We start from the raw sequence: 21570 nt of genomic DNA, 5'->3' as shown, positions 1-21570 counted from the left end.
TGTAAATACAATATCTTTGTTTAAATAAAATGATGCATTTTTTCTCTTTTTGTTTTTAAATAAAAAGCATTAGCATTATTCGGTTCGATTTTAATTGGCACACGTTCCACAACTTGGATGCCATATTTCTCGATACCTTCAATTTTTTCTGGATTGTTCGTCATTAATCGAATTTTTGTAATGCCTAAGTCTTTTAACATTTGTGCACTTAATGCATAATCTCTCAACTCTGCAGGAAACCCAAGTTTCAGATTGGCTTCAACCGTATCAAAACCTTGTTCCTGTAATGCATATGCTTTGAGCTTATTAATTAATCCGATGCCGCGTCCTTCTTGTTGCATATATAATAGAACGCCTTTTCCTTCCTTCTCTATCATCTCTAATGACTTTTCTAACTGTGGACCACAATCGCAACGTTTTGAATGAAAAACATCTCCCGTTAAACAAGCTGAATGAATTCGTACAAGCGGTGTTTCTCCTTCATGGATATCCCCTTTTACTAATGCCACATGTTCCAATCCATCAACATCATTTTCATAACCAATCATTCGAAAATTTCCGAATGTTGTCGGCATATTTACTGATGCTGCCCGACTTACAACCACTTCATTTCGGAAACGATAACGAACTAATTCCTCAATTGAAATAATTTTTAAATCATGTGCTTTTGCGAATTTCAATAAATCATCGAGGCGAGACATTTTTCCGTCATCCCCCATAATTTCGCAAATCACACCCGCAGGAAATGATCCTGCAATCCTAGCTAGATCAACTGCAGCCTCTGTATGCCCTTGTCTTTCCAATACTCCATTTTTCTTGGCGATAAGCGGAAAAACATGTCCTGGTCTGCGAAAATCTTCTTTTTTCGCATCATCATCTATCATTTTTAAAATCGTTGTTGAACGCTCATATGCACTAATGCCTGTTGTCGTGCTAATATGGTCGATACTAACGGTAAATGCTGTTTGATGATTGTCTGTATTATTTGCAACCATTGCATGTAAATCCAATTTTTGTGCCAATTCTTCTATGATGGGCGTACAAATTAAACCTCGGCCGTATGTCGCCATAAAATTGATGGTCTCTGGTGTTGCATGCTCTGCTAAAGCCACTAAATCCCCTTCGTTTTCCCGATTTTCATCATCCACAACGATGATGGTTTTCCCCTTTTTCAATTCTTCAATTGCTTCCTCGATCGTGTTCAACATTAAAACCACCATCCTTAAAATCCTTTTTGAGTTAAAAATTCTAACGTAATTTTTGATTCTTCTTTTTGATTGATTTTCTTTAAATGATGTAACACGTATTTTCCCAACATATCCGTCTCAATATTCACTTGATCGCCAATCCCTTTCATTCCTAAAATCGTTTCTGAATACGTATGAGGAATGAGAGAAATTGTGACGCTTGTATCACTAACTCCAAAAATCGTCAAACTTGTCCCGTCAATCGTAATGGATCCTTTAGGAATACATTGTTCTAACAGTTCTTTCGGCATCTCAATTTCGTAATACACTGCATTGGATACCGGCTTTTTGCTGCGAATCGTTCCTACTCCATCCACATGACCCGACACAATATGACCACCAAAACGTCCACCAGCTGCCATTGCCCTTTCTAAATTGACATAGTCTCCTTTTTTTAACTGATGAATCGTTGTGGCTTTTACAGTTTCCGGCATGACATCTACCGTCATTTCATCTTTTGTTAAATGAGTAACTGTTAGACAAACGCCATTGACAGCAATACTGTCTCCTAAAGACGCATCTGACACAATTTTTGGAGAATGAATAACGATTTTCATACTTTTTTCGTCTTTTTGAATAGCAGTGACAATTCCTTTGTCTTCAATTAAGCCAGTAAACATGTAAATCCCCCTCATTTTTTAATAAAAGCAAAAACCCCATTAAGCGAAAACTTAACGGGGTTGGGAGAATGATGTATTTTTAGGCATGACAAAAAAGCCTGTGTACAGGCAAATTTTTCACGTATACCTAAATAAAAACTCCCGCTTATATGCGGGAGATAGAATGTAAAAAAGGGTATACTAAACTAGCCCATTAACTAACGATTAATGGGTATTTTTTACAAACCATCCTTCTCCCATCCAGACTTTCACTGTCGGCTTTGGATTCTCACCAAATCCTGCTCCAAAAGAGCTCGCGGGCTTAGAAGCATTGCTTCATCACCGCCGATTGGGAATTTCACCCGACCCCGAAGGATATAAAAATATTTAATTATCTATAACAATAACACTTATTTCGGAGAAAATCCACATAATCAACTGATTTATTATCTTGCACTAATCATACATATGCAATTTTACCTATCCTTATTCGATTGCTATAATATTTGAAGATTGAATAAAGGACGTGAAAAGATGTCTGAAAAAGTGCAAATCGAAATCGGTCAAAAATTTCCATTAACAATTAAACGACTTGGAATCAATGGTGAAGGTGTCGGCTTTTTCAAGCGGAATGTTGTATTCGTAAAAGGAGCACTTCCTGGTGAAGTCGTCACAGCAAAAGTTTCAAAAATCCATAAAAATTTTGCCGAGGCGGAAATTGTGCGAATTAGAGAAACTTCAAAAAATCGCATACCCCCTCCATGCAAAATTTATGAGCAATGTGGGGGATGCCAATTACAACACTTATCATACGAAGGACAATTAAAAGAAAAGCGTGATATCGTTATTCAAGCTTTAGAAAAATATGTACCACAGATTGCTGAAAATGCAGAAATACGTATTACTATTGGAATGGACAATCCATGGCATTATCGAAATAAAAGCTCTTTCCAGGTACGAAAAAATGGTAGCTATGTTTCTGCCGGATTGTTCGTCGAAGGCACGAATAAACTCTTAAATATCAATGATTGCATCGTACAACATCCTATAACAACAAAAATTACTGTCGGCATTCGAAAGCTTTTACAAAAACTGAACATTCCAATCTATGATGGAAAATCAAAAGGAATTGTTCGCACCATTGTCGTTCGTACAGGTATTCAAACAGGAGAAACACAAGTTTGCCTTGTTACGACGAAAAAAGAAATTCCTAAAAAAGCGGAATTAGTACAAGGCATAAAAAATTTGGATTCAAGCATTGTTTCCATCACTCAAAATATCAACCCTTCAAAAACTTCCTTGATTTTTGGGGATGATACCATTGTACTTGACGGCAAAGAGACGATACACGAAAAATTAGGAGAACTTGCTTTTGATTTATCTTCCCGCGCATTTTTCCAACTCAATCCAAAACAAACCGTTGTTTTATATGATGAAATCAAAAAAGCCGCGGGGTTAACTGGCAAAGAAACAGTTGTAGATGCCTATTGTGGTGTCGGAACAATCGGTTTATGGCTTGCGAAAGATGCAAAAGAAGTACGTGGAATGGATATCGTTCCTGAGTCCATTGAAGATGCTAAAAAAAATGCACAAAACCACGGATTTACTCATGCCAAATACTATAACGGTCCAGCAGAAGAGTGGCTTAAGAAATGGGCGAAAGAAGGATTTGTACCAGACGTTGTAACGGTTGATCCACCTCGTACTGGTCTTGCACCAAGTTTTATTAAAACCGTATTAAAAATTAAACCAAAACGATTCGTCTATACTTCTTGCAACCCATCCACTTTCGCAAGGGATTTAAAAGAATTATCTAAGCTATACACCGTTGAGTACATCCAACCAGTTGATATGTTCCCTCAGACAGCTCGGGTTGAAATAGTATCGAAATTAACTTTAAAAAATAAGTGTTAGAAAAAGGGAGGACGGCTGAAAAAAATTTTAAGCCGCCTCCTTTTTCAACTGACGTTAACACTTTCGTTACAAAAAAATTGTTACGAAGCGGTGCGTTTAATGTGACCCCCATAGAAAAAAGAAATATGTAGATCATAAAGAATTTGGCTATTATTTTATTTGAATTGACTATTATCTCAGACGAATTGGCTATTATCTTTTTGGGTTTGACTATTATCTCATCTTTGCTGGAGCAAATTTTTGGCTTTGGCTATTATTTTCCCTAGATTGACTATTATCTCGGCCGAGTTGGCTATTATCCCTTTGAATTTGACTATTATTTCATCTCTGCTGGAGCGAATTTTTGGCTTTGGCTATTATTTTATCTAGGTTGACTATTATCTCGGACGAGTTGGCTATTATCCCTTTGAATTTGACTATTATCTCATCTCTGCTGATGCGAATTTTTGGCTTTGGCTATTATTTTACCTAGGTTGACTATTATCTCGGCCGAGTTGGCTATTATCTTATTGGATTTGACTATTATCCTTATCTTTGCTGGAGCAAATTTTTGGCTTTGGCTATTATTTTACCTGGGTTGACTATTATCTCGGCCGAGTTGGCTATTATCCCTTTGAATTTGACTATTATTTCATTTCTGCTGGAGCAAATTTTTGGCTTTGGCTATTATTTTATCTAGGTTGACTATTATCTCAGGCGAATTGGCTATTATCCCTTTGAATTTGACTATTATCTCATCTTTGCTGGAGCAAATTTTTGGCTTTGGCTATTATTTTACCTAGATTGACTATTATCTCGGCCGAGTTGGCTATTATCTCTTTGAATTTGACTATTATCTCATCTCTGCTGGAGCGAATTTTCGGCTTTGGCTATTATCCTATCTTTGCTGGAGCAAATTTTTGGCTTTGGCTATTATTTTACCTGGGTTGACTATTATCTCGGCCGAGTTGGCTATTATCTCACTTGTTTTGGCTATTATCCTATCTTTGCTGATGCAAATTTTTGGCTTTGGCTATTATTTTACCTAGATTGACTATTATCTCGGCCGAGTTGGCTATTATCCCTTTGAATTTGACTATTATCTCATCTCTGCTGGAGCGAATTTTCGGCTTTGGCTATTATCTTATCTGGGTTGACTATTATCTCAGACGAATTGGCTATTATCTTTTTGGGTTTGACTATTATCTCATCTCTGTTGATGCGAATTTTTGGCTTTGGCTATTATTTTATCTAGGTTGACTATTATCTCGGCCGAGTTGGCTATTATCGCTTGGGTTTTGACTATTATCTTTTATTTGCTGGAGCGAATTTTCGGCTTTGGCTATTATTTTCCCTAGATTGACTATTATCTCTGGCGAATTGACTATTATCTCTTTGATTTTGACTATTATCTCATCTCTGCTGGAGCAAATTTTCGGCTTTGGCTATTATTTTACCTAGATTGACTATTATCTCGGCCGAGTTGGCTATTATCCCTTTGAATTTGACTATTATCTCATCTCTGCTGGAGCAAATTTTTGGCTTTGGCTATTATTTTACCTAGATTGACTATTATCAAGGGCGAGTTGGCTATTATCTCACTGGTTTTGACTATTATCTCATCTCTGCTGATGCGAATTTTTGGATTTGGCCTCACTAAAAATGTACTCTTATACATTCGACAGCACCTAAATTTAAAAAGATTATAATTCTTCATCGCTCTTCTTCCGCTTTCCCCATAATAATTCTCCTTATACTTTCCCTCGATAACTTCCACTCATTATGCTTTACATTTATTAGCTATTGCAATTTTACTTACCCAATAAGGAAAATTTCGATGGGCTGCAATCATCATTTTCCCTTTTTTATTTATTACACCTTTCATTCGTAAGTTCCGAATTATTTAAAGCTACATATATATATGAATAGTTATTTCGATTAGTAGAGGGGTGTATAAATGCCGACGATCAGTCTTTGCATGATTGTCAAAAATGAAGAAGAGGTTTTGGCAAATTGTTTATCAAGTGTAGAAGATATTTGTGATGAAATCATCATTGTCGATACGGGTTCGACAGATAGAACAAAAGAAATCGCAAGTAAATTTACAGATAAAATATATGACTTTACTTGGATTGATGACTTTTCAGCAGCGAGAAACTATTCATTCAGTCTTGCAACAAAAGATTATATTCTCTGGTTAGATGCTGATGATGTTATTCTTCCAGAAGAGCAAAAAAAGTTTAAAAAGCTGAAAAAAAACCTTAATAGCAATATTGATGCTGTCTCCATGAACTATATTGCCGCTACAGACGGAAATGGAAATCCAACCTTCCATTACCGAAGAAACCGCCTTGTGAAACGAAGCAAAGGATTTAAATGGATTGGACCTGTACATGAATATCTTGCTGTTCACGGAAATATATTGGAAGCGGACATTTCCATCCATCATAAAAAGAGAGAGAAAAAAGTGGATACTCAATCAATCGGCAGAAACCTAAGAATTTATGAAAATCGCATCAAAAATGGAGAAGAGTTTTCACCAAGAGATTTGTTTTATTATGCCAATGAGCTTAAAGATCATAAACAATACAATAAAGCGATTATTTATTATCAAGAATTTTTAGATGGAAAAAAAGGTTGGATAGAAGATAATATTCGGGCTTGCATATATATGGCCGACTGTTATGCTCGTCTCGGAGAAAAAGAGAATGAATTGATGGCTCTCTTTAAAACGTTTAACTATGATGAACCGAGATCTGAGGCCTGCTGCCGCATCGGAGACATCTTCCAAGCAAGAAAAGACTTCAAAACAGCTTTGTTTTGGTATCAGTTGGCTGTGAAGATGAAACATAAAAAAACAGGCGGCTTTCACCATACTTCTTACACAACCTGGTATCCGCATCTCGCTCTATGCGTTTGCTATTGGCAATTAGGAAATGTTGAAGAATCAATTAAATACCACGAATTGACGAAACAATATATCCCAAATGATCCGAAAGTTTTATATAATGAAGAATTTTTTCAAAGCTACTTAAAAAATCAAAATAGGAAAGATAGCGTTAAATAGTAAGTCTAAAATATTGAAGGTGAATTTCCTTATTTTCGATTAATTCGAAGTTAGAAAACGAAAAGCCCTATTTCCAAAAACAAAAATGAAAGGATGAGCAAACTGGGGCAACCTCAACTACCTGAAAGCATTAAACTTGGGCAACATGTGGTAATTGAAGAAGGGGTCACAATCGGAGAAAATGTTACGATTGGACATCATACAGTAATCCTAAAAAACACGATTATTGGTGACAATGTAATCATTGGGTCCAATTGTGTTTTAGGGGTCAAAAAAAGCGGAAATCAAAAAATGAGGGCATCCAATGTGAAACAGCCTCATCTAATCATCGGAGAAAATACAAAAATCGGAAATCATGTAACGATTTACGCTGGCTCAGAGATTGCAGACCACGTTTTTGTTGCTGACCATGCTAGCATTCGAGAGAATTCAACAATCGGCAGCCAAACAGTTATTGGCAGAGGTGCTATTGTTGAGCTAAATACGTCAATTGGGAAAAGATGTACAATACAAACCTTGGCCTATATAACTGGTGATACCATTTTAGAGGATGATGTTTTTATCGGTCCATGTGTGTCTATGTCAAATGATAAATACATGGGGTTAAAACCGTATGAATTAAAAGGAGCGCATATTAAAAAAGGAGCGAAAATTGGTAATAACGCTACCCTTCTACCAAATGTAACTATTGGCGAAAACGCTATAGTCGGTGCTGGTTCCGTAGTAACAAAAGACGTTCAGCCAAATGAAACAGTTGTCGGCGTGCCTGCTAAAAAAATTTCAAAAATAAATTCTAACGATGCAGAAAAGTAAAGTGAAATTTATATATTCATAACAACTAAAAAAATGTATAACTCTTTTACCATCCTCATAAAGAGTTATACATTTCTTTTTTATTGTGAATCGATTAAACTTTGTTTAATTTTCAATGCAACCTCTACCGCCGCTCTTCCTTCCTCAACGCCGATAAGCGGCTTTGTATCTGAATAGATACAGTCAATAAAATGTAGAAGCTCTTCCAGTAATGGATCGGAATAAGGTAGGGCAATATTAGCAATAACGGTCTCTGTTCCGACTGGAACTGTAGAATGATTATTTATTTCATTCATGACAAGTTGTTGCTGTCTCATTAAATAATCCGTTTTAATCACTTTTTCTTTCTCATAAATAATAAGTTCTCTCACCTTTTCATGAGATATATTACTTGCTAATAAATTTGCGACAATTCCATTTTCAAACAGAAGTATTGCTGAAACGGTGTCGTACTTCGCAGCATCACGTAAACGAATCCCCTCTGCTGAGATTCGTTTAATCGGACTTTTAATTATGCTCAAAATAATATCAATATCATGAATCATAACATCCAATACAACATCTGTATCTTTTATTCTATCTGAATAAGCAAGTCTTTTTGCTTCAATATTCATAATTTGTTCAGGGCGAATATAGTCATGAATTCGCCTTATAGCTGGATTAAATCGTTCAATATGCCCTACTTGAAATTTAAGATTTTTATTTTTCAGAAGCGCTTTAATTTTATCTGCTTCTTCTACTGTCATTGTAATTGGTTTTTCAACAAATACATGTTTATTGTGAACAATCGCTTCCGCTGCTAATGAAAAATGAAATGGTGTAGGTGTCGCGATAATGACCGCATCAATTTTTTTCAATAGTTCAGTATAAGTATTGAACGCTTTAACTTGAAAGGCTTTACTAATCTTTTTTGCCCTATTCATATCTGGATCATAAATTCCGATAAAGTTCACATTTTTCATTTGCTTTAATTTTGAACAGTGAAAAAAACCCATCTTTCCAGTACCTACGACACCAACTCTTACTAAACTCATGATGAAACACCTGCAAACTCTTTCATAGCTTTAATAATATATTCCTGTTCTGTTACAGTAATCGTAGGATTAATTGGAAGTGCTAAAATATGTCTTGCCACCTTCTCTGAAACAGGGAAATCCCCTTGTTGATATTGAAGGTACTGAAGGGCTTTTTGTAAATGCAACGGAATAGGATAATAGATTCCAGTGGCAATTCCCTTTTGATTTAAAAAGTTTATAAGTTGGTCCCTTTCATCTACTTCAATACAATATTGATGATACGTATGGCTCCTATCTGTATATTGCGGCGGCTTTCGTTTCAAATGAATGAGATTGAGCTCTTGGGTATACTTGTTAGCCACAGTCATTCTCTTAAATATAAACATATCTAAATATTTAAGTTTTTCTATTAAAATTGCAGCTTGTATTTCATCTAATCTACTGTTCATCCCTATAGATGTATGAACATATCTTTCCTTGCTGCCGTGATTGCGTAAAAAACAAATTTTCTCAAAAATATCTGGATTGTTTGTTGCAACTAATCCTCCATCCCCAAATGCACCTAAATTTTTCGTTGGGAAAAAGGAAAAGCAGCCAATATCACCAATACCACCAACTCGTTTACCTTTATATTCCGTTCCTATTGCCTGACAAGCATCTTCAATCACTTTTAACTTATATTTCGAAGCAATCTTCAGAATCTCATCCATCTCTACTGCCATACCGAACAGGTGAACAACGATAATCGCTTTTGTATTTTCCGTAATCGCTTTTTCGATTTTATTCACATCGATGTTATAGGTATTCGGTTCTATATCAACAAATACAGGCTTTGCACCAACTTTTGCAATAACTTCTGCAGTAGCAAAAAAAGTAAACGGCGAAGTAATCACTTCATCTCCTTCACCTATATCCAGTGCTTCGAGAGCTAGAAGCAGTGCATCCGTACCATTTGCTACACCTACAGCAAATTGAACTCCTAAGTAATTTGCAATCTCATTTTCAAATTGCATTACTTTATTTCCTAGAATATAAGAACCACTTTGCATTACTTCGATAACAGCTTTTTCAATATTTTTTCCATACATCTCATACTCTTTTTTTAAGTCAATCAAGGGAATATTCAATTTGATTCCTCCAACTATTAAAAGTTAGAAATGTTTTTTAAGGATGTTAATCGTTATACTATGCAATATCCTTTGAAACTGATTGTACTTTTACAATTTGTCTAAAAATTTTTGCACCTCTTGGACAAATTCTTTGGCTCTGACATCATTTGTATGTTTTGTATGAATAAATTGATAGCCGTTTTCCGTGATTCTTTTGCGCTCTTTTTCATTTTTTAAATAATACATAGCCTTTTCATAGAAATTAGATTGATTACATGCAACAAAATTCTCTCCATCTTTAAATCCCAATTCCAAGATATCAGGTACAGGTTCTGCAAGGAGAAGGGTTTTACAAGCTGGAGCCTCAAAATATTTCAAGACAGGATATTGTAATCTCGAGCCGCAAGTAAAGAAGATTTTCGCACGATTCAATTCTTTTGCATATTTCTCATTTACTAAAGCATTGGAAGAAGCATTATGGCCTGGGTGAGGATGAAAGACAAATCCTTTCTCTCCCCTCAATTTCTCCAATACCGCTTCTCTAAATGGATATTTCCCTTTTGGCGTCATTGTTCGATACCCTGTTTTTTTTGTTCTGTCATACAATTGTCCAATTAATAAGAAGTCGATGTCTTTTTCTAATTGCCAATCTTTAAAAATAGTTGGATCAATAGAAAAAGGCAACCATCTGAATTTATCTTTATATTTTGCATGAGTTTTCAAAAAAGAAGATTTCGTTACAGAAAAAATCAAATCGATTTTATTTTGTTCGAAATATTTTCGTCTTTCTGCAGGTGAATAATGTGTATCAATTACATAACAACCTTTTGAAATGTTTATTTCATGAAGTCCTGTAATCCTTGGGGCTAATACGTATCCCCAACCTATATCATAATGGAAAATAAAGTCAGGTTTAAAATCAAGTTGTTTTAGAATATCGTGAATATTTCCATCCCTGTACCAATATCGAACATCAGCAAATTTTTCAATCGCTTTGATCGTTTCAAATTTATGTTTATGCTTCGGAAAATTTTTTGTAAATTGTCGAATCAGAATTAATATTTTAAGTTTTTTTTGCATTTTACACCCTCCTACCCTACACAACATTCAATATATGTTTCATTCATACCAAGTGTTTAAACGTTCTCACTAAATTTGCTAAAAAAAGAGAAAAGATGAGAAACTCTTACAACATCGACAACTTTTATACATATGATTTATGTGATGGAAAGAAAATAGAGTTTTTTTAGGATTGAACTCTGCAAAGTTGTTAAGGTAAAAAGGAGTTGAATGTATGAAAACTGTTACTGTTGTTGGTTTAGGTAAAATTGGATTACCACTTGCAGCAGTTGTTGCAAACTCTGGGCATTTCAATGTCATTGGCGCCGATAAAAACGAAAAAGTCATTGAAACTGTGAATAGAGGAATTTCACATATTCAAAATGAACCAGGATTAGATCAGCTATTATATGAAGCATGGAAAGCGGGGACATTTCGAGCCACAGTTGATACGACTAAAGCAGTGAAACAATCTGATGTGGTTATTGTTATTGTACCCGTATTAGTGAATGAACAAGGAACAATCAACTATGAATTCATTGACTCAGCTGTAGAAGATATTGGAAAAGGGATTTGTAAGGGAACGCTAGTTATTTTTGAAACAACATTACCTGCTGGAGATACTAGAAACCGTTTTGGCAAAAGAATCGCCGAGCTTTCAGGATTAACATTAGGAACGGATTTCCATTTAGGCTATAGTCCTGAAAGAGTTTACTCAAATCGTATTATTCAAGACCTTTCTAACTATCCAAAAGTGGTCAGCGGTGATAACGAAAAAAGTCTAGAATTAGTCATATCCTTTTATAAAAAAGCTTTAAACTGTGACATCATGCCTGTCAGCAATTTAGAGACCGCTGAATTTACAAAAGTAGCTGAATCCGTTTACCGTGATGTTAATATTGCATTAGCGAACGAACTGGCTGTATATGCTGACTCATTAGGAGTTAACATTAAGGAAGTAATTCAAGCAGCAAATAGCCAGCCTTTTTCCCATCTTCACTTTCCTGGTGTCGGAGTAGGCGGCCATTGTATTCCGGTTTATCCTTACTTTTTTATTAACAATGGTTTAAGTGATGGACTGGTACCTCTCTCAAGGGAAATAAATGACAAAATGGCTAAATATGCTGTTGATCAAGTGAAGGAATATTTCTCAACTCTTGAAAATAAAAACATTCTCATTTTAGGACTTTCATTCCGAGAAAATGTGAAAGAAACTACAAAATCTTCTACTCTTCTGCTTGCAAATGAATTGAAAAAAAGAGGTTCTACAGTATATGTTGACGATCCTCTTTACACTGCAGAAGAAATTGCTGCTTTTCAAGTAAAGCCTTTTTTTATAGAAAATCGTGAAAAGATTGATTCTATCATTCTTCAAGCTTTTCATGATCAATATAGAGATTTTAAATTTGAACTCTTCCCAAACTGTCAATTTGTTTTAGACGGAAGAAATGCTCTCGATCGAAAAAAGATTGAGAGTTTAGGAATGAAATATCGAGGAATTGGTATACAGTAAAACAGCATAAGAGACATCTGAAAATGGAGGAATCCTATATAAGTAGGAGTACTATGCACACAAATGGGGGACATCATCTGCACAAGTTGAAACGCTACCCGCTCAAACGATATACCTCACACTAGATAAAAAGAATTTGTCTAACCTATAAAAACAAGGAAAAAGAGCGAAGAGGAAATTTTTCATTGATTTCCTTTCATTCGCTCTTTTTTATTAAAAACTACCCGTGGTGCTAGTTGAGTCTTAACGCTCAACTAGCCTAAGAACAACAAGGGAGTAAGCCAGTAAAATACCATCCAGTGCCGTTTCAAATCCAGAAACCGAGTTCGCTCGAATCTCGGTGATCCGATACGAATCGACTAAAATCGAAAACACGGTTTCAATCACTTTGCGTTTTCGTTTCATCCACTGTTTCCATGCGTCGGATTGGAGAATTCGCTGATTTTTTCGAACGGGCGTCCAAAAAGCGACTCGATGCTCTTCGTACAGCTTCTTTTGCAGTTTTTGGCTGATGTACCCTTTGTCACCTAGGTTATATGGATGTGGAATTTGCGTCATGACGGTTTCAGCGGCCACCCGATCGTGACAAGACGCTTCGGTGACGACATATCCCATCGGAAGCCCTTGGTCGGTGACCTGCAGATGAAGTTTCAACCCATAGAAAGCGATCTTTTTCGAAGCACAATAGCCAATATCGGCAATTCCACGAAACCGTTTGGCGCGATACATTCGGGATGAATGACACAGCTCGATCGGCAAACTGTCCACGACCGCATACGCATGGTGTTGTCCACGCTTGGCCAGCTGGTGCCGCATCCACTTGATCGCAAAGCCAAGCGCTCGGCAGCGACGGTTGTATCGAGAACGTTCAGGGAACAAGTCCTTGGAAAACAAATTCCCGATCACAAACCGGTGCCAAGCCCGTTCGGAAGTGAAGCCTAACAACTTTCCAAGGACATGGACGGCGATGATGACCTCGTCCTTCTGTTTCAACAAATGAAGATTTCGACGTTGAAGATGAATCTGGATACTCGATAGTTGAGCTGATACAAAACACAAAATCGATACATGTATGAGTAAAATGTTTGTAGGCAAAATTAACCCCCTTCATTTGGTGAAGGATCGAAAGATCGTTCACCAAATGAAGGGGCCACCAAGCGAAAGCGCGGTAGGATTTAAGCAAGAAACATGAAAAGGAGGGTTACTCCTTGGTAGAATTATAGTCGACAAAAACCACACCACCAAAGGAGGTAACCCTCATGCAAAAGAATAACACAGTATATCCAAATTTAAAACAGATTGAGCAATTAGTTTGGAGGCAATTACAGGAAACCTTCTCAGAGGTCATGAAAACACTATTAGAGGACATGGACAAGCAGATTGCTGAAGAACGAAATAAAAAGCGTTATCGTCTACTCGATAAGCGTACTACCACTATTATCAGTCTTTTTGGCGAAATAAAGGTGAAACGGAACTACTACCGAGACAGGGAGAAAGGTGAATATGTCTATCTGCTTGATCGCTTTTTGGAATTCGAAGGGACAGGCTCCTTTAGTCCGCTGATAGAAGAAGCGGCTCTAGAGCTTGCCATTACGGGGCCATCCTATCGAAAGGCAGAACGCACGCTTGAAACACTTTTAGGATACCGAGTGATTAGTCACGAAGCTATACGTCAACATCTGTTACAGATTGAAAGTATCCCAAAAGAGCGACAGCCTGTAAACTATCCTGTCCTATTCGTGGAAGTAGACGGCCTATATGTGAAACGTCAAGGAAAAGGAAAACGGGGCAAGGAAGAAAAAATTGCAGCGGTTCATCAGGGCTGGGAAATCAACGGAAAACGAGTAAGTTTGAAAGACAAACGCCATTTTATTCACCGTGGGAATCAGCCATTTTGGGAGGCGTTTGAGGATTTTCTCATTGAAAACTTCGAGTATGACCCAACTGTCCATAAGCTAGTAATAAACGGGGATGGTGCCGGATGGATTACAGCCTGTCGAGACCATTTTAAAGGCAGGGCATTCTTTTCAATTGACCGTTTCCACGTGGCAAGGGATATTCGCAGCTTATTCCGTAAGCATCCTCGCTATCGCCAAATGCAAAAGGCACTAGCTTCCTATGACAGTCAGAAACTACTTACGGAATTAAACAGTGCTGTTGGAACACTAGAGACAGAGGATCAGGAAGAACGTCTTGAACAATTGATTCGTCAACTAGAAAAATATCCTGAAGCCCTCGGGGATTACCGGAAGTGGCTCCGAGAACAAGGTATTGACACCAAAGGAATGCGTCCAATGGGAAGTGCCGAGGGAACAATGAGTGTCTTCGCAAAAAGACTCAAAAACGGACGTAGCTGGGTAGAAAAAGGCGTAAGTGCCATGATTACTGGATTGGTGGCTTTCCTAGACAATCTGGCATTGAAAACATTATTTGGGAAAGTCGAAAGATGGACAGAAACCAAGGGAGAAAAGAATCCTCCGAAACATTATGTTGAAAAGGTGACAAGCACAGTTGGAGAAGCCACAAGAGACAATCTCCTATACTTGAAAGGTAAAGCCAATACTCCCATATACAAAGCCCTAAAAGCACTGACTGGTTTTTAAAAAAAAAGAAGAATTTTTTACCAAGAGAGTACCCTGAAAAAGTGAATTCGCTTTCAAAAAATAGCAATTAAAAAAGTTGCCCACAAATACTTGACTCAATCTCGATACATATTGTTTTTGAAGTTTGGCTCGATCTGTTGTAAAATGAAAGTGCTCTTGCATGGGACTTCTCCTTTTGGATGTTTGTTCGCACTTTCATTTTAAAGGAGATCCTCATGCAAGGGCTGTTTTTATGTCTTGAGATTTTATCTAGCACCACGGGTATTTCTATGTAAAAAAATCGTATGAACAAAGAAGAACTGATGATCGAAGAAAAGAAATTGTAGATTTAACGAATGAGCTGTATCGTGATGTTGTAGCGATATTGCTATGACCTGCGAGTCTCCGCACTTTCTCGATATCGTTGTTCGTCGCTTTTAACATCCACTTACAAAACGTATGCCGGAACATATGGGGCGTGAGCTTTTTATTCGGCAGGATGTAGCTTTCAATCATTCGCTGAATTCCCCTTAGTAAGAATTTCAGTGATCGTTGACTATAAAAGACATATGGAGATGCTGCAACATAAAGTTTCTTTTTTTGCCATTCCCACTCGAAACTTCAACTAATCCTCTAGTTCGGCTAATAAAATCTTCCGAGATAGGTACTACTTTCATTAATTTTGTTCACAATACGAATTCGTTTTAACTCGAGATTCAGGTCTGTTATTTTCAAATTGGAAATTTCTTCAACACATAGACACGCGTATGTACGAAGGTAAATGATCGCGTGGACGCATCGGTATTTATGTAGTGGGATTTTGGGGGATAAATCCAGTGAAAAAGTGGATAACTGGCTTGTATAATAGGGGTATCACTTGATATTTTGGGGGACGTGTTTTATGCCTACCTTTCAGTTTGGGAAGACAGCTATTGAGTACACATTGCAGCAGGTGAAAGGGAAAGAAGATATTTCTATTGTTGTAGAGTGGATGGAGGGGGTTACAGTGGTAGCTCCCGATCATCTAGTTCAGGAAGAAATAAACCGAGTTTTGCGTAAGAAGGCAACGTGGATTTTAGATAAGTGGAACTCTTTGAATAAGATTAAGCGACCACCGGCTCCGTTAGAATTTGTTAGTGTAGAGAAATTACCGTATTTAGGGCGGTATTATCGAATTAAGGTGAAACAAAATCAAGATATCGATAAGGTAAAAGTGTTATTTCATCAAGGGAAATTTCATATTGAAACACCAACATCAGCCGATGATATAGAGCATGTGCCTATGATTCGTGAAGCATTAAAATCTTGGTATATCCAGCGGGCGCAGGTGAAAGCGGAAGAACGGGTAAAACGTTATGCACAGCGTCTAGGGTTGCTGCTAGAATGTACGTCTCTCACTTAATCCAGCAGGGAAAAAAGTAGTTGCTCTCGACGGCTTAAATGAACTACGACAGTATTCTTCTTTACTTGGTGGCGAAAGTATAGAATACGATAAAATACAGCAAAGCCAATTCAATTCCCCATTGACTAATATCTTACTTCCAAGGGATGAAATACTTATAGAAGATTCTGTTGTAGATGTGTTAAAGAATTTAATTCTTCATTGTAAATTATCACTTTATTTCCGCACAAAAAAGACTCTTTTTTGCACATTCCTTCGGAATATCCCTCTCCCCCTTTCCGAAAGAATGTGCTAAATTTTTTGTGAATTATTTCGGAATGGGACATGGGTGATTTCCAGAGGGGGGGACGAGGACGTGATTCGGTTTCATGACTTTCAGGTCGATGTCCAGACATATGCCCAGCGGGGAAAACAAAACGACTTTCCCCTTCTTAAGCGGTGCCCTCATTGCCAGGCAAAACGACCTCTTTATCGCCATGGGTACTACGAACGAAATGCCGTGACGTCGCATCAGTCTTATCGCATTTGGATCGCTCGGTATCGCTGCCCGGAGTGCAGGAGGACGGTGGCCGTGTTGCCTTCATTTCTTCTCCCCTATTTTCAGTATACGTTGCCCACCATATGGAGAGTGGTGAAAGAACGGTTGGGCCTGACTCCGAAACGGGGGATGGAGGAGGCTCCACTCCTTCCTACGGATGAAGGGGTTTTATTTTATGTCCGACGTTTATTCCGAAATTTGAACCACCTTCATTGGTTTTTTGCGGAGCGCTGGAGAAAAATTGGTCCTGCCATCGCCCAAGCGAGAGAACGAGCCCTATGGTGGATCCAGACGATGGAGGAGATCGACCTCTTTTTCGTCATCCAAGAGATATGGGAGCACCGATCGACGCATCTTTTTGCACGTACATTCAGTTCCTGATTTTACTTATATCCCCTTATATGGAATCATTTATAGATTCCACAAACCTTTCCTCTCGACGGTCGGGGGAATGATCCGATAGGATAGAGACAGGATGGACCGATAAGGTCCTAGAATGGGATGAACGAAGGAGGAGATCGAAATGAATGAGTCGATGAGACAGGAGATCGCTTTATTTCGGTATGGATTGATCGCTCCATTGGTGAATGGACAAGTCGATCCAAAAACGTACTTGAAGGAAGTAGCGGAACGGATCCATCAAGTTCCCCACCATGGAGAGAAACGCATCGCCGCCAAAACGATCCTCGACTGGTGCACGCAGTACAAAAAAGGGGGCTTTGAGGCACTGAAGCCGAAACGACGGTCGGACCGTGGCCATTCCCGGAGGCTGTCACCTGAAGAAGAGGATCACATTTTAGCCCTGAGAAAAAAACACCCCCACATGCCCGTGACGGTGTTTTACCAACACCTTATCGAGCAGGGGGAAATCCAATCCATCTCTTATTTCACTATATACCGACTTTTAAAAAAATACAACCTCGTGGGGAAAGAAATTTTACCGATTCCTGAACGAAAACGATTCGCGTACGATCAGATCAATGAGCTCTGGCAAGGTGATTTGTCCCATGGCCCGTTGATTCTCGACCGTATAATGGAACATATTCGTTTAACCACCTTTCTTCATCATATAGCAGGCATCAGTCAGCTTAGTTATATGCAGAGCAAAAACTTAGTATTCAGTAGGCAAAGAATCTTCAATTATAGTGCACCGCGCTGCGGTTGCTTTATCTAAAGAATTCATCTACAAAATATCGACCCAAATTTTCACCGCCGTTGCCAAAATTAAAACGGCTAAAATGACTTGGAGTACTTTTGTATTCATTTTTTGTCCTGCTTTTGCCCCTAGCGGCGAGGCAATCAAACTGGCAACCACCATAATGAGGGCAGGGATATAATCGACCTGACCAGTGGTGATTTTGCCAAATGTCGAGCCAATGGAAGAAATAAAGGTGACAGCCAATGAAGTGGCAATCGTCATTCTAGTAGGAATTTTCAGAATCACGAGCATCACAGGAACGAGAAGGAACGCCCCCGCCGCCCCGACAATCCCGGAGCCAATTCCGATCAGAAATGCCAATGCGGCGGCCAGCCATTTGTTAAAGATCACTTTGTCCAACGGAATATCATCAATCCCTTTTTTCGGTACAAACATTATGATGGCTGCCAAAGCCGCCAAAATACCGTAAACGACGTTAATCGTTCCTTCGCTCATCAGTTTGGAGCCGTAGCCGCCGATGAAACTGCCGATTAAAATACTAATCCCCATATAAAGAATTAACGTTTTATTTAAATAACCGCCTTTTCGATATGCCCATACACCACCAATCGTGGCGAAAAAAACTTGCACGGCGCTAATGCCCGATACTTCATGGGCGCTAAACGCGGCAAGACCAAATAGCGGTGGAAGATAGAGAAGCATTGGATATTTAATAATGGACCCGCCAATGCCAACCATTCCAGAAATGAATGAACCGATAAAACCTATGAGAAAAATCACGATGATGAAATTCAGCGTCACTTCCATCAACACGTCACTCCTTTTGACGTTGTGAAAAATAGGGGGCACTTAATGTCCCCCGAATGATTATTTTCTTTTTATCCAAAATTTCCATACACCGTTTTCTTCTTTATAATCGACTAACTCATGACCGCTTACGTTTATCCAAGCGGTTAGATCATTTTTTGCTCCTTGATCCGTTGTTTCGATTTCAAGTATTTGGCCGGGCGGTAAGTCATCGATAGCCTTTTTTGCTTTCACAACGATCATGGCACAAGATAATCCTTTTGTATCTATGATCTTATTTGCATTCATTTTCTCACTCCTCAATTAACGAGTATGATGCAGCGCACAACGGTTTGGGCCGATTTCGAGTTCTTGCTGCTGTTCGATGTCGACCGCTTTTAGCCCGCGGTTAATCGCTACGATATCTTCAAAGTTTGGCGGTGTCTCTGTATTCGCGTTTTGAACGACAATATCGATAAATTCTTGTTTTTGCTTATACCGCATCATGTCGTTGCGGGCGCGAATGTTGCCTAATGTATCGCCGATATATCCCGCTTTGCTCATTTCTTCATCCAAATTAGCGTAATGGGCAGGCAGAACGATTACATCATCCGCAATCGCGGCTACTTTTTCGTATACCGTGTCATACAAATCCGCGGCCCATTCCGCCGCTTTTCCGCCTAAATCCGGGCGTCCGAGTCCGCCGACAAAAATTGTATCTCCAGAGAAAAGCAATTGATTATTCACGAAGAAGGAAACACTTCCCGGCGTATGCCCTGGCGTTTTCACCGCTAATACTTCTAATTGCACTTGCGCAAAATCAATGCGGTCATGTTTTTCCAGCGGTTCGAAATCAAACACCGCTCCTTCGCTTTTCATCAAATAGTATGTCGCTCCTGTCCGTTCCGCTAGCGCTTTTCCGCCGGAAATATGGTCGGCGTGCAAGTGGGAATCGACGATATGCGTAATCGCTACTCCTTCTTCTTTTGCGACTTGTTCATATACATCAATAAACCGCGACGGGTCCACGACAAGCGCTTCTTTTCCGGAAATCACCATATAAGAGAGACATCCTTTTCCGACACGAATGAATTGATATACTTTCATCTTGTCATCTTCATATACTTTTGCTTTATGAAGATGTTCACTCCACGCTTTCATGCCGCCAACGAGCGTATAAATATTGTCAAATCCTGCTTCTACTAATTGTTCTGCAACAAACGCCGCTGAACCGCCTTTGGCACAAACGACGACAACCTCTTTTTCTTTTGGAAGGCGGTCGATTACCGAATTGACACCATCAATCAACTCAAAGTATGGAACATTAATATATTCAAAGTTCTCCCCTTCAATTTTCCAATCATGAAAATCGCTTTCGTTACGTACGTCAAAAATAACGAGATGTTCTTTATTTAATACTTTTTCTGTTAATGTTTGCACCGTCATTTCTTTTACCGCCATTTTTATACCCCCCTATAGTATATTTTTGTTTTTAAAAAACCGCTCAATCAGGATTGAGCTGTATCGAGCGGCCCGTTCCATTGGGACATGCCTGGAACAACATTCCATACATTAGTAAATCCTTTTTCTGTTAATTTTTGTGCCGCTAAATCGCTGCGCGTGCCAGTACGGCAAACAACATAAATCGTTTTATCCTTCGGCAACTCATTAATGCGATCTTCTAATTCTCCAAGCGGAATCGACAAGGCGCCAGGAATATGGCCAAATGCATATTCTGCTGGTTCGCGCACGTCTAAAATCAAAGCAGATGGATTGTCCATTTGATTGTGCAATTCTTCATTCGAAACGACATTTGGAAATTTCGTTTCTTTCTTCGTCTCACTGTCAGTTGCTTTACGGATATAATGCTTTAACACCCCATATTCTTCAATCGTCCCGAGATATTGGTGTCCTGTGCTTTCGGCCCATGCTTTGATATCCGCCTTCGAACCTTTATCCGTCGCCTGCACTTCGAGCACTTGCCCCGGTTCAAGATCATTGATCGCTTTTTTCGTTTTTACGATCGGCATCGGGCAAGATAATCCTTTCGCATCGACTGTCAAATTCACTTGAATCACGCTACATTCCTCCTTCACTAATTACTCGACCGGCCCTTCCCACGCTAACATGCCGCCAGTCATATTGACAACGCGATATCCATGTTTTTCAAGAAGTTCTGCCGCCCGTCCGCTTCGCCCGCCGGAACGGCAGACAAGAATATACTCTTTATTTTTATCAAGCTCATCCATTCGGAATTCAATGAGCCCAAGCGGAATATGCATAGCCCCTGGGATTTTTCCAGCCGCGACTTCATCCGCTTCACGCACATCGACAATATTCAGCGGCTTTCCCTCACGAAGCAACGTTTCCACTTCTTTTGCTGTGATCGTCTTCATCTCGTTCCCCCTCCTTTACACCCATGCATTGATTCCGCCTTTCACATTTGTCACATGTCGGAAACCCATTTTCTTTAATAGTTTGCTCGCTTTCATGCTTCGCATACCACTTTGGCAAATGACGATTACTTCTTTTTCTTTTGACAGCTCATGTACCCGAGAAGGAAGTTCATTCAGTGGGATATTTTTAAATCCCGGCAAATGGTGAGCTCGAAACTCCATCGGTGTGCGGACGTCAACATATTGCACATCTTTTTTCCGCAGTTGCTGCTTCAGTTCCGTCGGGGTGATCATCCGCACTCCCTTCGGCGGCAACACTCTGCTTGTGATAAACCATATAATGAGAATGAATAAAACGATGTTAACAATTGTTTGGACCATGTCGATGTCC

The 21570-nt window shown here is 38.8% G+C and carries 19 protein-coding genes, 2 pseudogenes and 1 riboswitch; of the genes and pseudogenes, 8 read left to right on the top strand and 13 right to left on the bottom strand.

The annotated features are described in order from the left end of the window. Positions 1-20: 20 nt before the first annotated feature. Both NSU17_RS11065 and ribE read right to left on the bottom strand, forming a co-directional pair. Positions 21-1208 carry a bifunctional 3,4-dihydroxy-2-butanone-4-phosphate synthase/GTP cyclohydrolase II gene (locus NSU17_RS11065; protein ID WP_016837872.1) on the bottom strand — a complete coding sequence of 396 codons (1188 nt, stop codon included), beginning with the start codon at positions 1206-1208 and terminating at the stop codon, positions 21-23. A gap of 14 nt (positions 1209-1222) precedes the next feature. Beyond that, positions 1223-1867: a riboflavin synthase gene (gene ribE, locus NSU17_RS11060; protein ID WP_016837873.1), complete on the bottom strand. Its 645-nt coding sequence runs from the start codon at positions 1865-1867 to the stop codon at positions 1223-1225. A gap of 224 nt (positions 1868-2091) precedes the next feature. Beyond that, positions 2092-2226, bottom strand: a riboswitch (FMN riboswitch). A 154-nt stretch (positions 2227-2380) separates the two neighbouring features. Here ribE and rlmD point away from each other — a divergent pair. The 3 genes from rlmD to NSU17_RS11045 all read left to right on the top strand — a co-directional run bounded on the left by rlmD (position 2381) and on the right by NSU17_RS11045 (position 7619). Further along, positions 2381-3760, top strand: a complete 1380-nt coding sequence (gene rlmD, locus NSU17_RS11055; RefSeq protein ID WP_340705025.1) for a 23S rRNA (uracil(1939)-C(5))-methyltransferase RlmD — start codon at positions 2381-2383, stop codon at positions 3758-3760. 1936 nt (positions 3761-5696) lie between these two features. After that, complete coding sequence (locus NSU17_RS11050; protein WP_340433873.1) at positions 5697-6806, top strand: tetratricopeptide repeat-containing glycosyltransferase family 2 protein; 1110 nt, start codon at positions 5697-5699, stop codon at positions 6804-6806. A gap of 93 nt (positions 6807-6899) precedes the next feature. Continuing rightward, on the top strand, positions 6900-7619 hold the full coding sequence (locus tag NSU17_RS11045; protein ID WP_340705024.1) for a DapH/DapD/GlmU-related protein: 720 nt from the start codon (positions 6900-6902) through the stop codon (positions 7617-7619). A gap of 80 nt (positions 7620-7699) precedes the next feature. Here NSU17_RS11045 and NSU17_RS11040 read toward each other — a convergent pair whose 3' ends face one another. The 3 genes from NSU17_RS11040 to NSU17_RS11030 all read right to left on the bottom strand — a co-directional run bounded on the left by NSU17_RS11040 (position 7700) and on the right by NSU17_RS11030 (position 10824). Continuing rightward, a complete protein-coding gene (locus NSU17_RS11040) occupies positions 7700-8653 on the bottom strand; it encodes a Gfo/Idh/MocA family protein (protein ID WP_340705023.1) in 954 nt (317 codons plus the stop codon). Further along, on the bottom strand, positions 8650-9762 hold the full coding sequence (locus tag NSU17_RS11035; RefSeq protein WP_340705022.1) for a DegT/DnrJ/EryC1/StrS family aminotransferase: 1113 nt from the start codon (positions 9760-9762) through the stop codon (positions 8650-8652). Before NSU17_RS11035 ends, NSU17_RS11040 begins: the two co-directional genes overlap by 4 nt. Positions 9763-9852: 90 nt before the next feature. Next, complete coding sequence (locus NSU17_RS11030; RefSeq protein WP_340705021.1) at positions 9853-10824, bottom strand: glycosyltransferase family protein; 972 nt, start codon at positions 10822-10824, stop codon at positions 9853-9855. 214 nt (positions 10825-11038) lie between these two features. On the opposite strand from NSU17_RS11030, the gene NSU17_RS11025 reads away from it, so the two are divergent. Continuing rightward, on the top strand, positions 11039-12316 hold the full coding sequence (locus NSU17_RS11025; protein WP_340705020.1) for a nucleotide sugar dehydrogenase: 1278 nt from the start codon (positions 11039-11041) through the stop codon (positions 12314-12316). Positions 12317-12559: 243 nt separating this feature from the next. On the opposite strand, the gene NSU17_RS11020 is transcribed toward NSU17_RS11025, so the two are convergent. Then, positions 12560-13411, bottom strand: coding sequence for an IS982 family transposase (locus NSU17_RS11020; protein ID WP_340705019.1), 852 nt, complete (start codon positions 13409-13411; stop codon positions 12560-12562). A 164-nt stretch (positions 13412-13575) separates the two neighbouring features. Here NSU17_RS11020 and NSU17_RS11015 point away from each other — a divergent pair, with 164 nt between their 5' ends. Continuing rightward, entirely contained in the window at positions 13576-14919 is a 1344-nt protein-coding gene (locus NSU17_RS11015; protein ID WP_340704274.1) for an ISLre2 family transposase, read from the top strand. 267 nt (positions 14920-15186) lie between these two features. Here the strand turns inward: NSU17_RS11015 and NSU17_RS11010 are convergent. Beyond that, positions 15187-15714 (bottom strand): annotated as a pseudogene (locus NSU17_RS11010) (site-specific integrase); the annotation flags it as partial. An 85-nt stretch (positions 15715-15799) separates the two neighbouring features. Here NSU17_RS11010 and NSU17_RS11005 point away from each other — a divergent pair. The 3 genes and pseudogenes from NSU17_RS11005 to NSU17_RS10995 form a co-directional block, all read left to right on the top strand. Beyond that, a complete protein-coding gene (locus NSU17_RS11005) occupies positions 15800-16300 on the top strand; it encodes a YgjP-like metallopeptidase domain-containing protein (RefSeq protein WP_340705018.1) in 501 nt (166 codons plus the stop codon). 355 nt (positions 16301-16655) lie between these two features. Then, positions 16656-17219: a DUF6431 domain-containing protein gene (locus NSU17_RS11000; protein WP_340705017.1), complete on the top strand. Its 564-nt coding sequence runs from the start codon at positions 16656-16658 to the stop codon at positions 17217-17219. 142 nt (positions 17220-17361) lie between these two features. Continuing rightward, positions 17362-17859, top strand: a pseudogene (locus NSU17_RS10995) (helix-turn-helix domain-containing protein); the annotation flags it as partial. Positions 17860-18021: 162 nt separating this feature from the next. Here NSU17_RS10995 and NSU17_RS10990 read toward each other — a convergent pair. Genes NSU17_RS10990 through NSU17_RS10965 form a run of 6 tightly spaced genes read right to left on the bottom strand, consistent with a single transcriptional unit; the run spans position 18022 to position 21560 of the window. Beyond that, positions 18022-18804, bottom strand: a complete 783-nt coding sequence (locus tag NSU17_RS10990; protein ID WP_108897627.1) for a sulfite exporter TauE/SafE family protein — start codon at positions 18802-18804, stop codon at positions 18022-18024. A gap of 60 nt (positions 18805-18864) precedes the next feature. Then, positions 18865-19092: a sulfurtransferase TusA family protein gene (locus NSU17_RS10985; protein WP_108897626.1), complete on the bottom strand. Its 228-nt coding sequence runs from the start codon at positions 19090-19092 to the stop codon at positions 18865-18867. A gap of 15 nt (positions 19093-19107) precedes the next feature. Then, a complete protein-coding gene (locus tag NSU17_RS10980; RefSeq protein ID WP_340705016.1) occupies positions 19108-20244 on the bottom strand; it encodes an MBL fold metallo-hydrolase in 1137 nt (378 codons plus the stop codon). Positions 20245-20291: 47 nt separating this feature from the next. Next, entirely contained in the window at positions 20292-20861 is a 570-nt protein-coding gene (locus tag NSU17_RS10975) for a sulfurtransferase TusA family protein (protein ID WP_340705015.1), read from the bottom strand. A 21-nt stretch (positions 20862-20882) separates the two neighbouring features. Beyond that, on the bottom strand, positions 20883-21179 hold the full coding sequence (locus tag NSU17_RS10970) for a rhodanese-like domain-containing protein (RefSeq protein WP_270897443.1): 297 nt from the start codon (positions 21177-21179) through the stop codon (positions 20883-20885). A gap of 15 nt (positions 21180-21194) precedes the next feature. Further along, positions 21195-21560, bottom strand: coding sequence for a rhodanese-like domain-containing protein (locus NSU17_RS10965; protein ID WP_094245782.1), 366 nt, complete (start codon positions 21558-21560; stop codon positions 21195-21197). Positions 21561-21570 lie beyond the last annotated feature (10 nt).

The organism is Ureibacillus sp. FSL K6-2830, assembly GCF_038004145.1.
Classification (GTDB): domain Bacteria; phylum Bacillota; class Bacilli; order Bacillales_A; family Planococcaceae; genus Ureibacillus; species Ureibacillus thermosphaericus.
Note: the sequence above shows the minus strand (reverse complement) of the source record. Positions and strands in the feature narration are given on the sequence as shown.

Coding starts and splice junctions, on each gene's coding strand:
- NSU17_RS11065 (WP_016837872.1), bottom strand. CDS start 1,208: ATGTTGAACACGATCGAGGAAGCAATTGAAGAATTGAAAAAGGGGAAA.
- ribE (WP_016837873.1), bottom strand. CDS start 1,867: ATGTTTACTGGCTTAATTGAAGACAAAGGAATTGTCACTGCTATTCAA.
- rlmD (WP_340705025.1), top strand. CDS start 2,381: ATGTCTGAAAAAGTGCAAATCGAAATCGGTCAAAAATTTCCATTAACA.
- NSU17_RS11050 (WP_340433873.1), top strand. CDS start 5,697: ATGCCGACGATCAGTCTTTGCATGATTGTCAAAAATGAAGAAGAGGTT.
- NSU17_RS11045 (WP_340705024.1), top strand. CDS start 6,900: ATGAGCAAACTGGGGCAACCTCAACTACCTGAAAGCATTAAACTTGGG.
- NSU17_RS11040 (WP_340705023.1), bottom strand. CDS start 8,653: ATGAGTTTAGTAAGAGTTGGTGTCGTAGGTACTGGAAAGATGGGTTTT.
- NSU17_RS11030 (WP_340705021.1), bottom strand. CDS start 10,824: ATGCAAAAAAAACTTAAAATATTAATTCTGATTCGACAATTTACAAAA.
- NSU17_RS11025 (WP_340705020.1), top strand. CDS start 11,039: ATGAAAACTGTTACTGTTGTTGGTTTAGGTAAAATTGGATTACCACTT.
- NSU17_RS11015 (WP_340704274.1), top strand. CDS start 13,576: ATGCAAAAGAATAACACAGTATATCCAAATTTAAAACAGATTGAGCAA.
- NSU17_RS11005 (WP_340705018.1), top strand. CDS start 15,800: ATGCCTACCTTTCAGTTTGGGAAGACAGCTATTGAGTACACATTGCAG.
- NSU17_RS10990 (WP_108897627.1), bottom strand. CDS start 18,804: ATGGAAGTGACGCTGAATTTCATCATCGTGATTTTTCTCATAGGTTTT.
- NSU17_RS10985 (WP_108897626.1), bottom strand. CDS start 19,092: ATGAATGCAAATAAGATCATAGATACAAAAGGATTATCTTGTGCCATG.
- NSU17_RS10980 (WP_340705016.1), bottom strand. CDS start 20,244: ATGGCGGTAAAAGAAATGACGGTGCAAACATTAACAGAAAAAGTATTA.
- NSU17_RS10970 (WP_270897443.1), bottom strand. CDS start 21,179: ATGAAGACGATCACAGCAAAAGAAGTGGAAACGTTGCTTCGTGAGGGA.
- NSU17_RS10965 (WP_094245782.1), bottom strand. CDS start 21,560: ATGGTCCAAACAATTGTTAACATCGTTTTATTCATTCTCATTATATGG.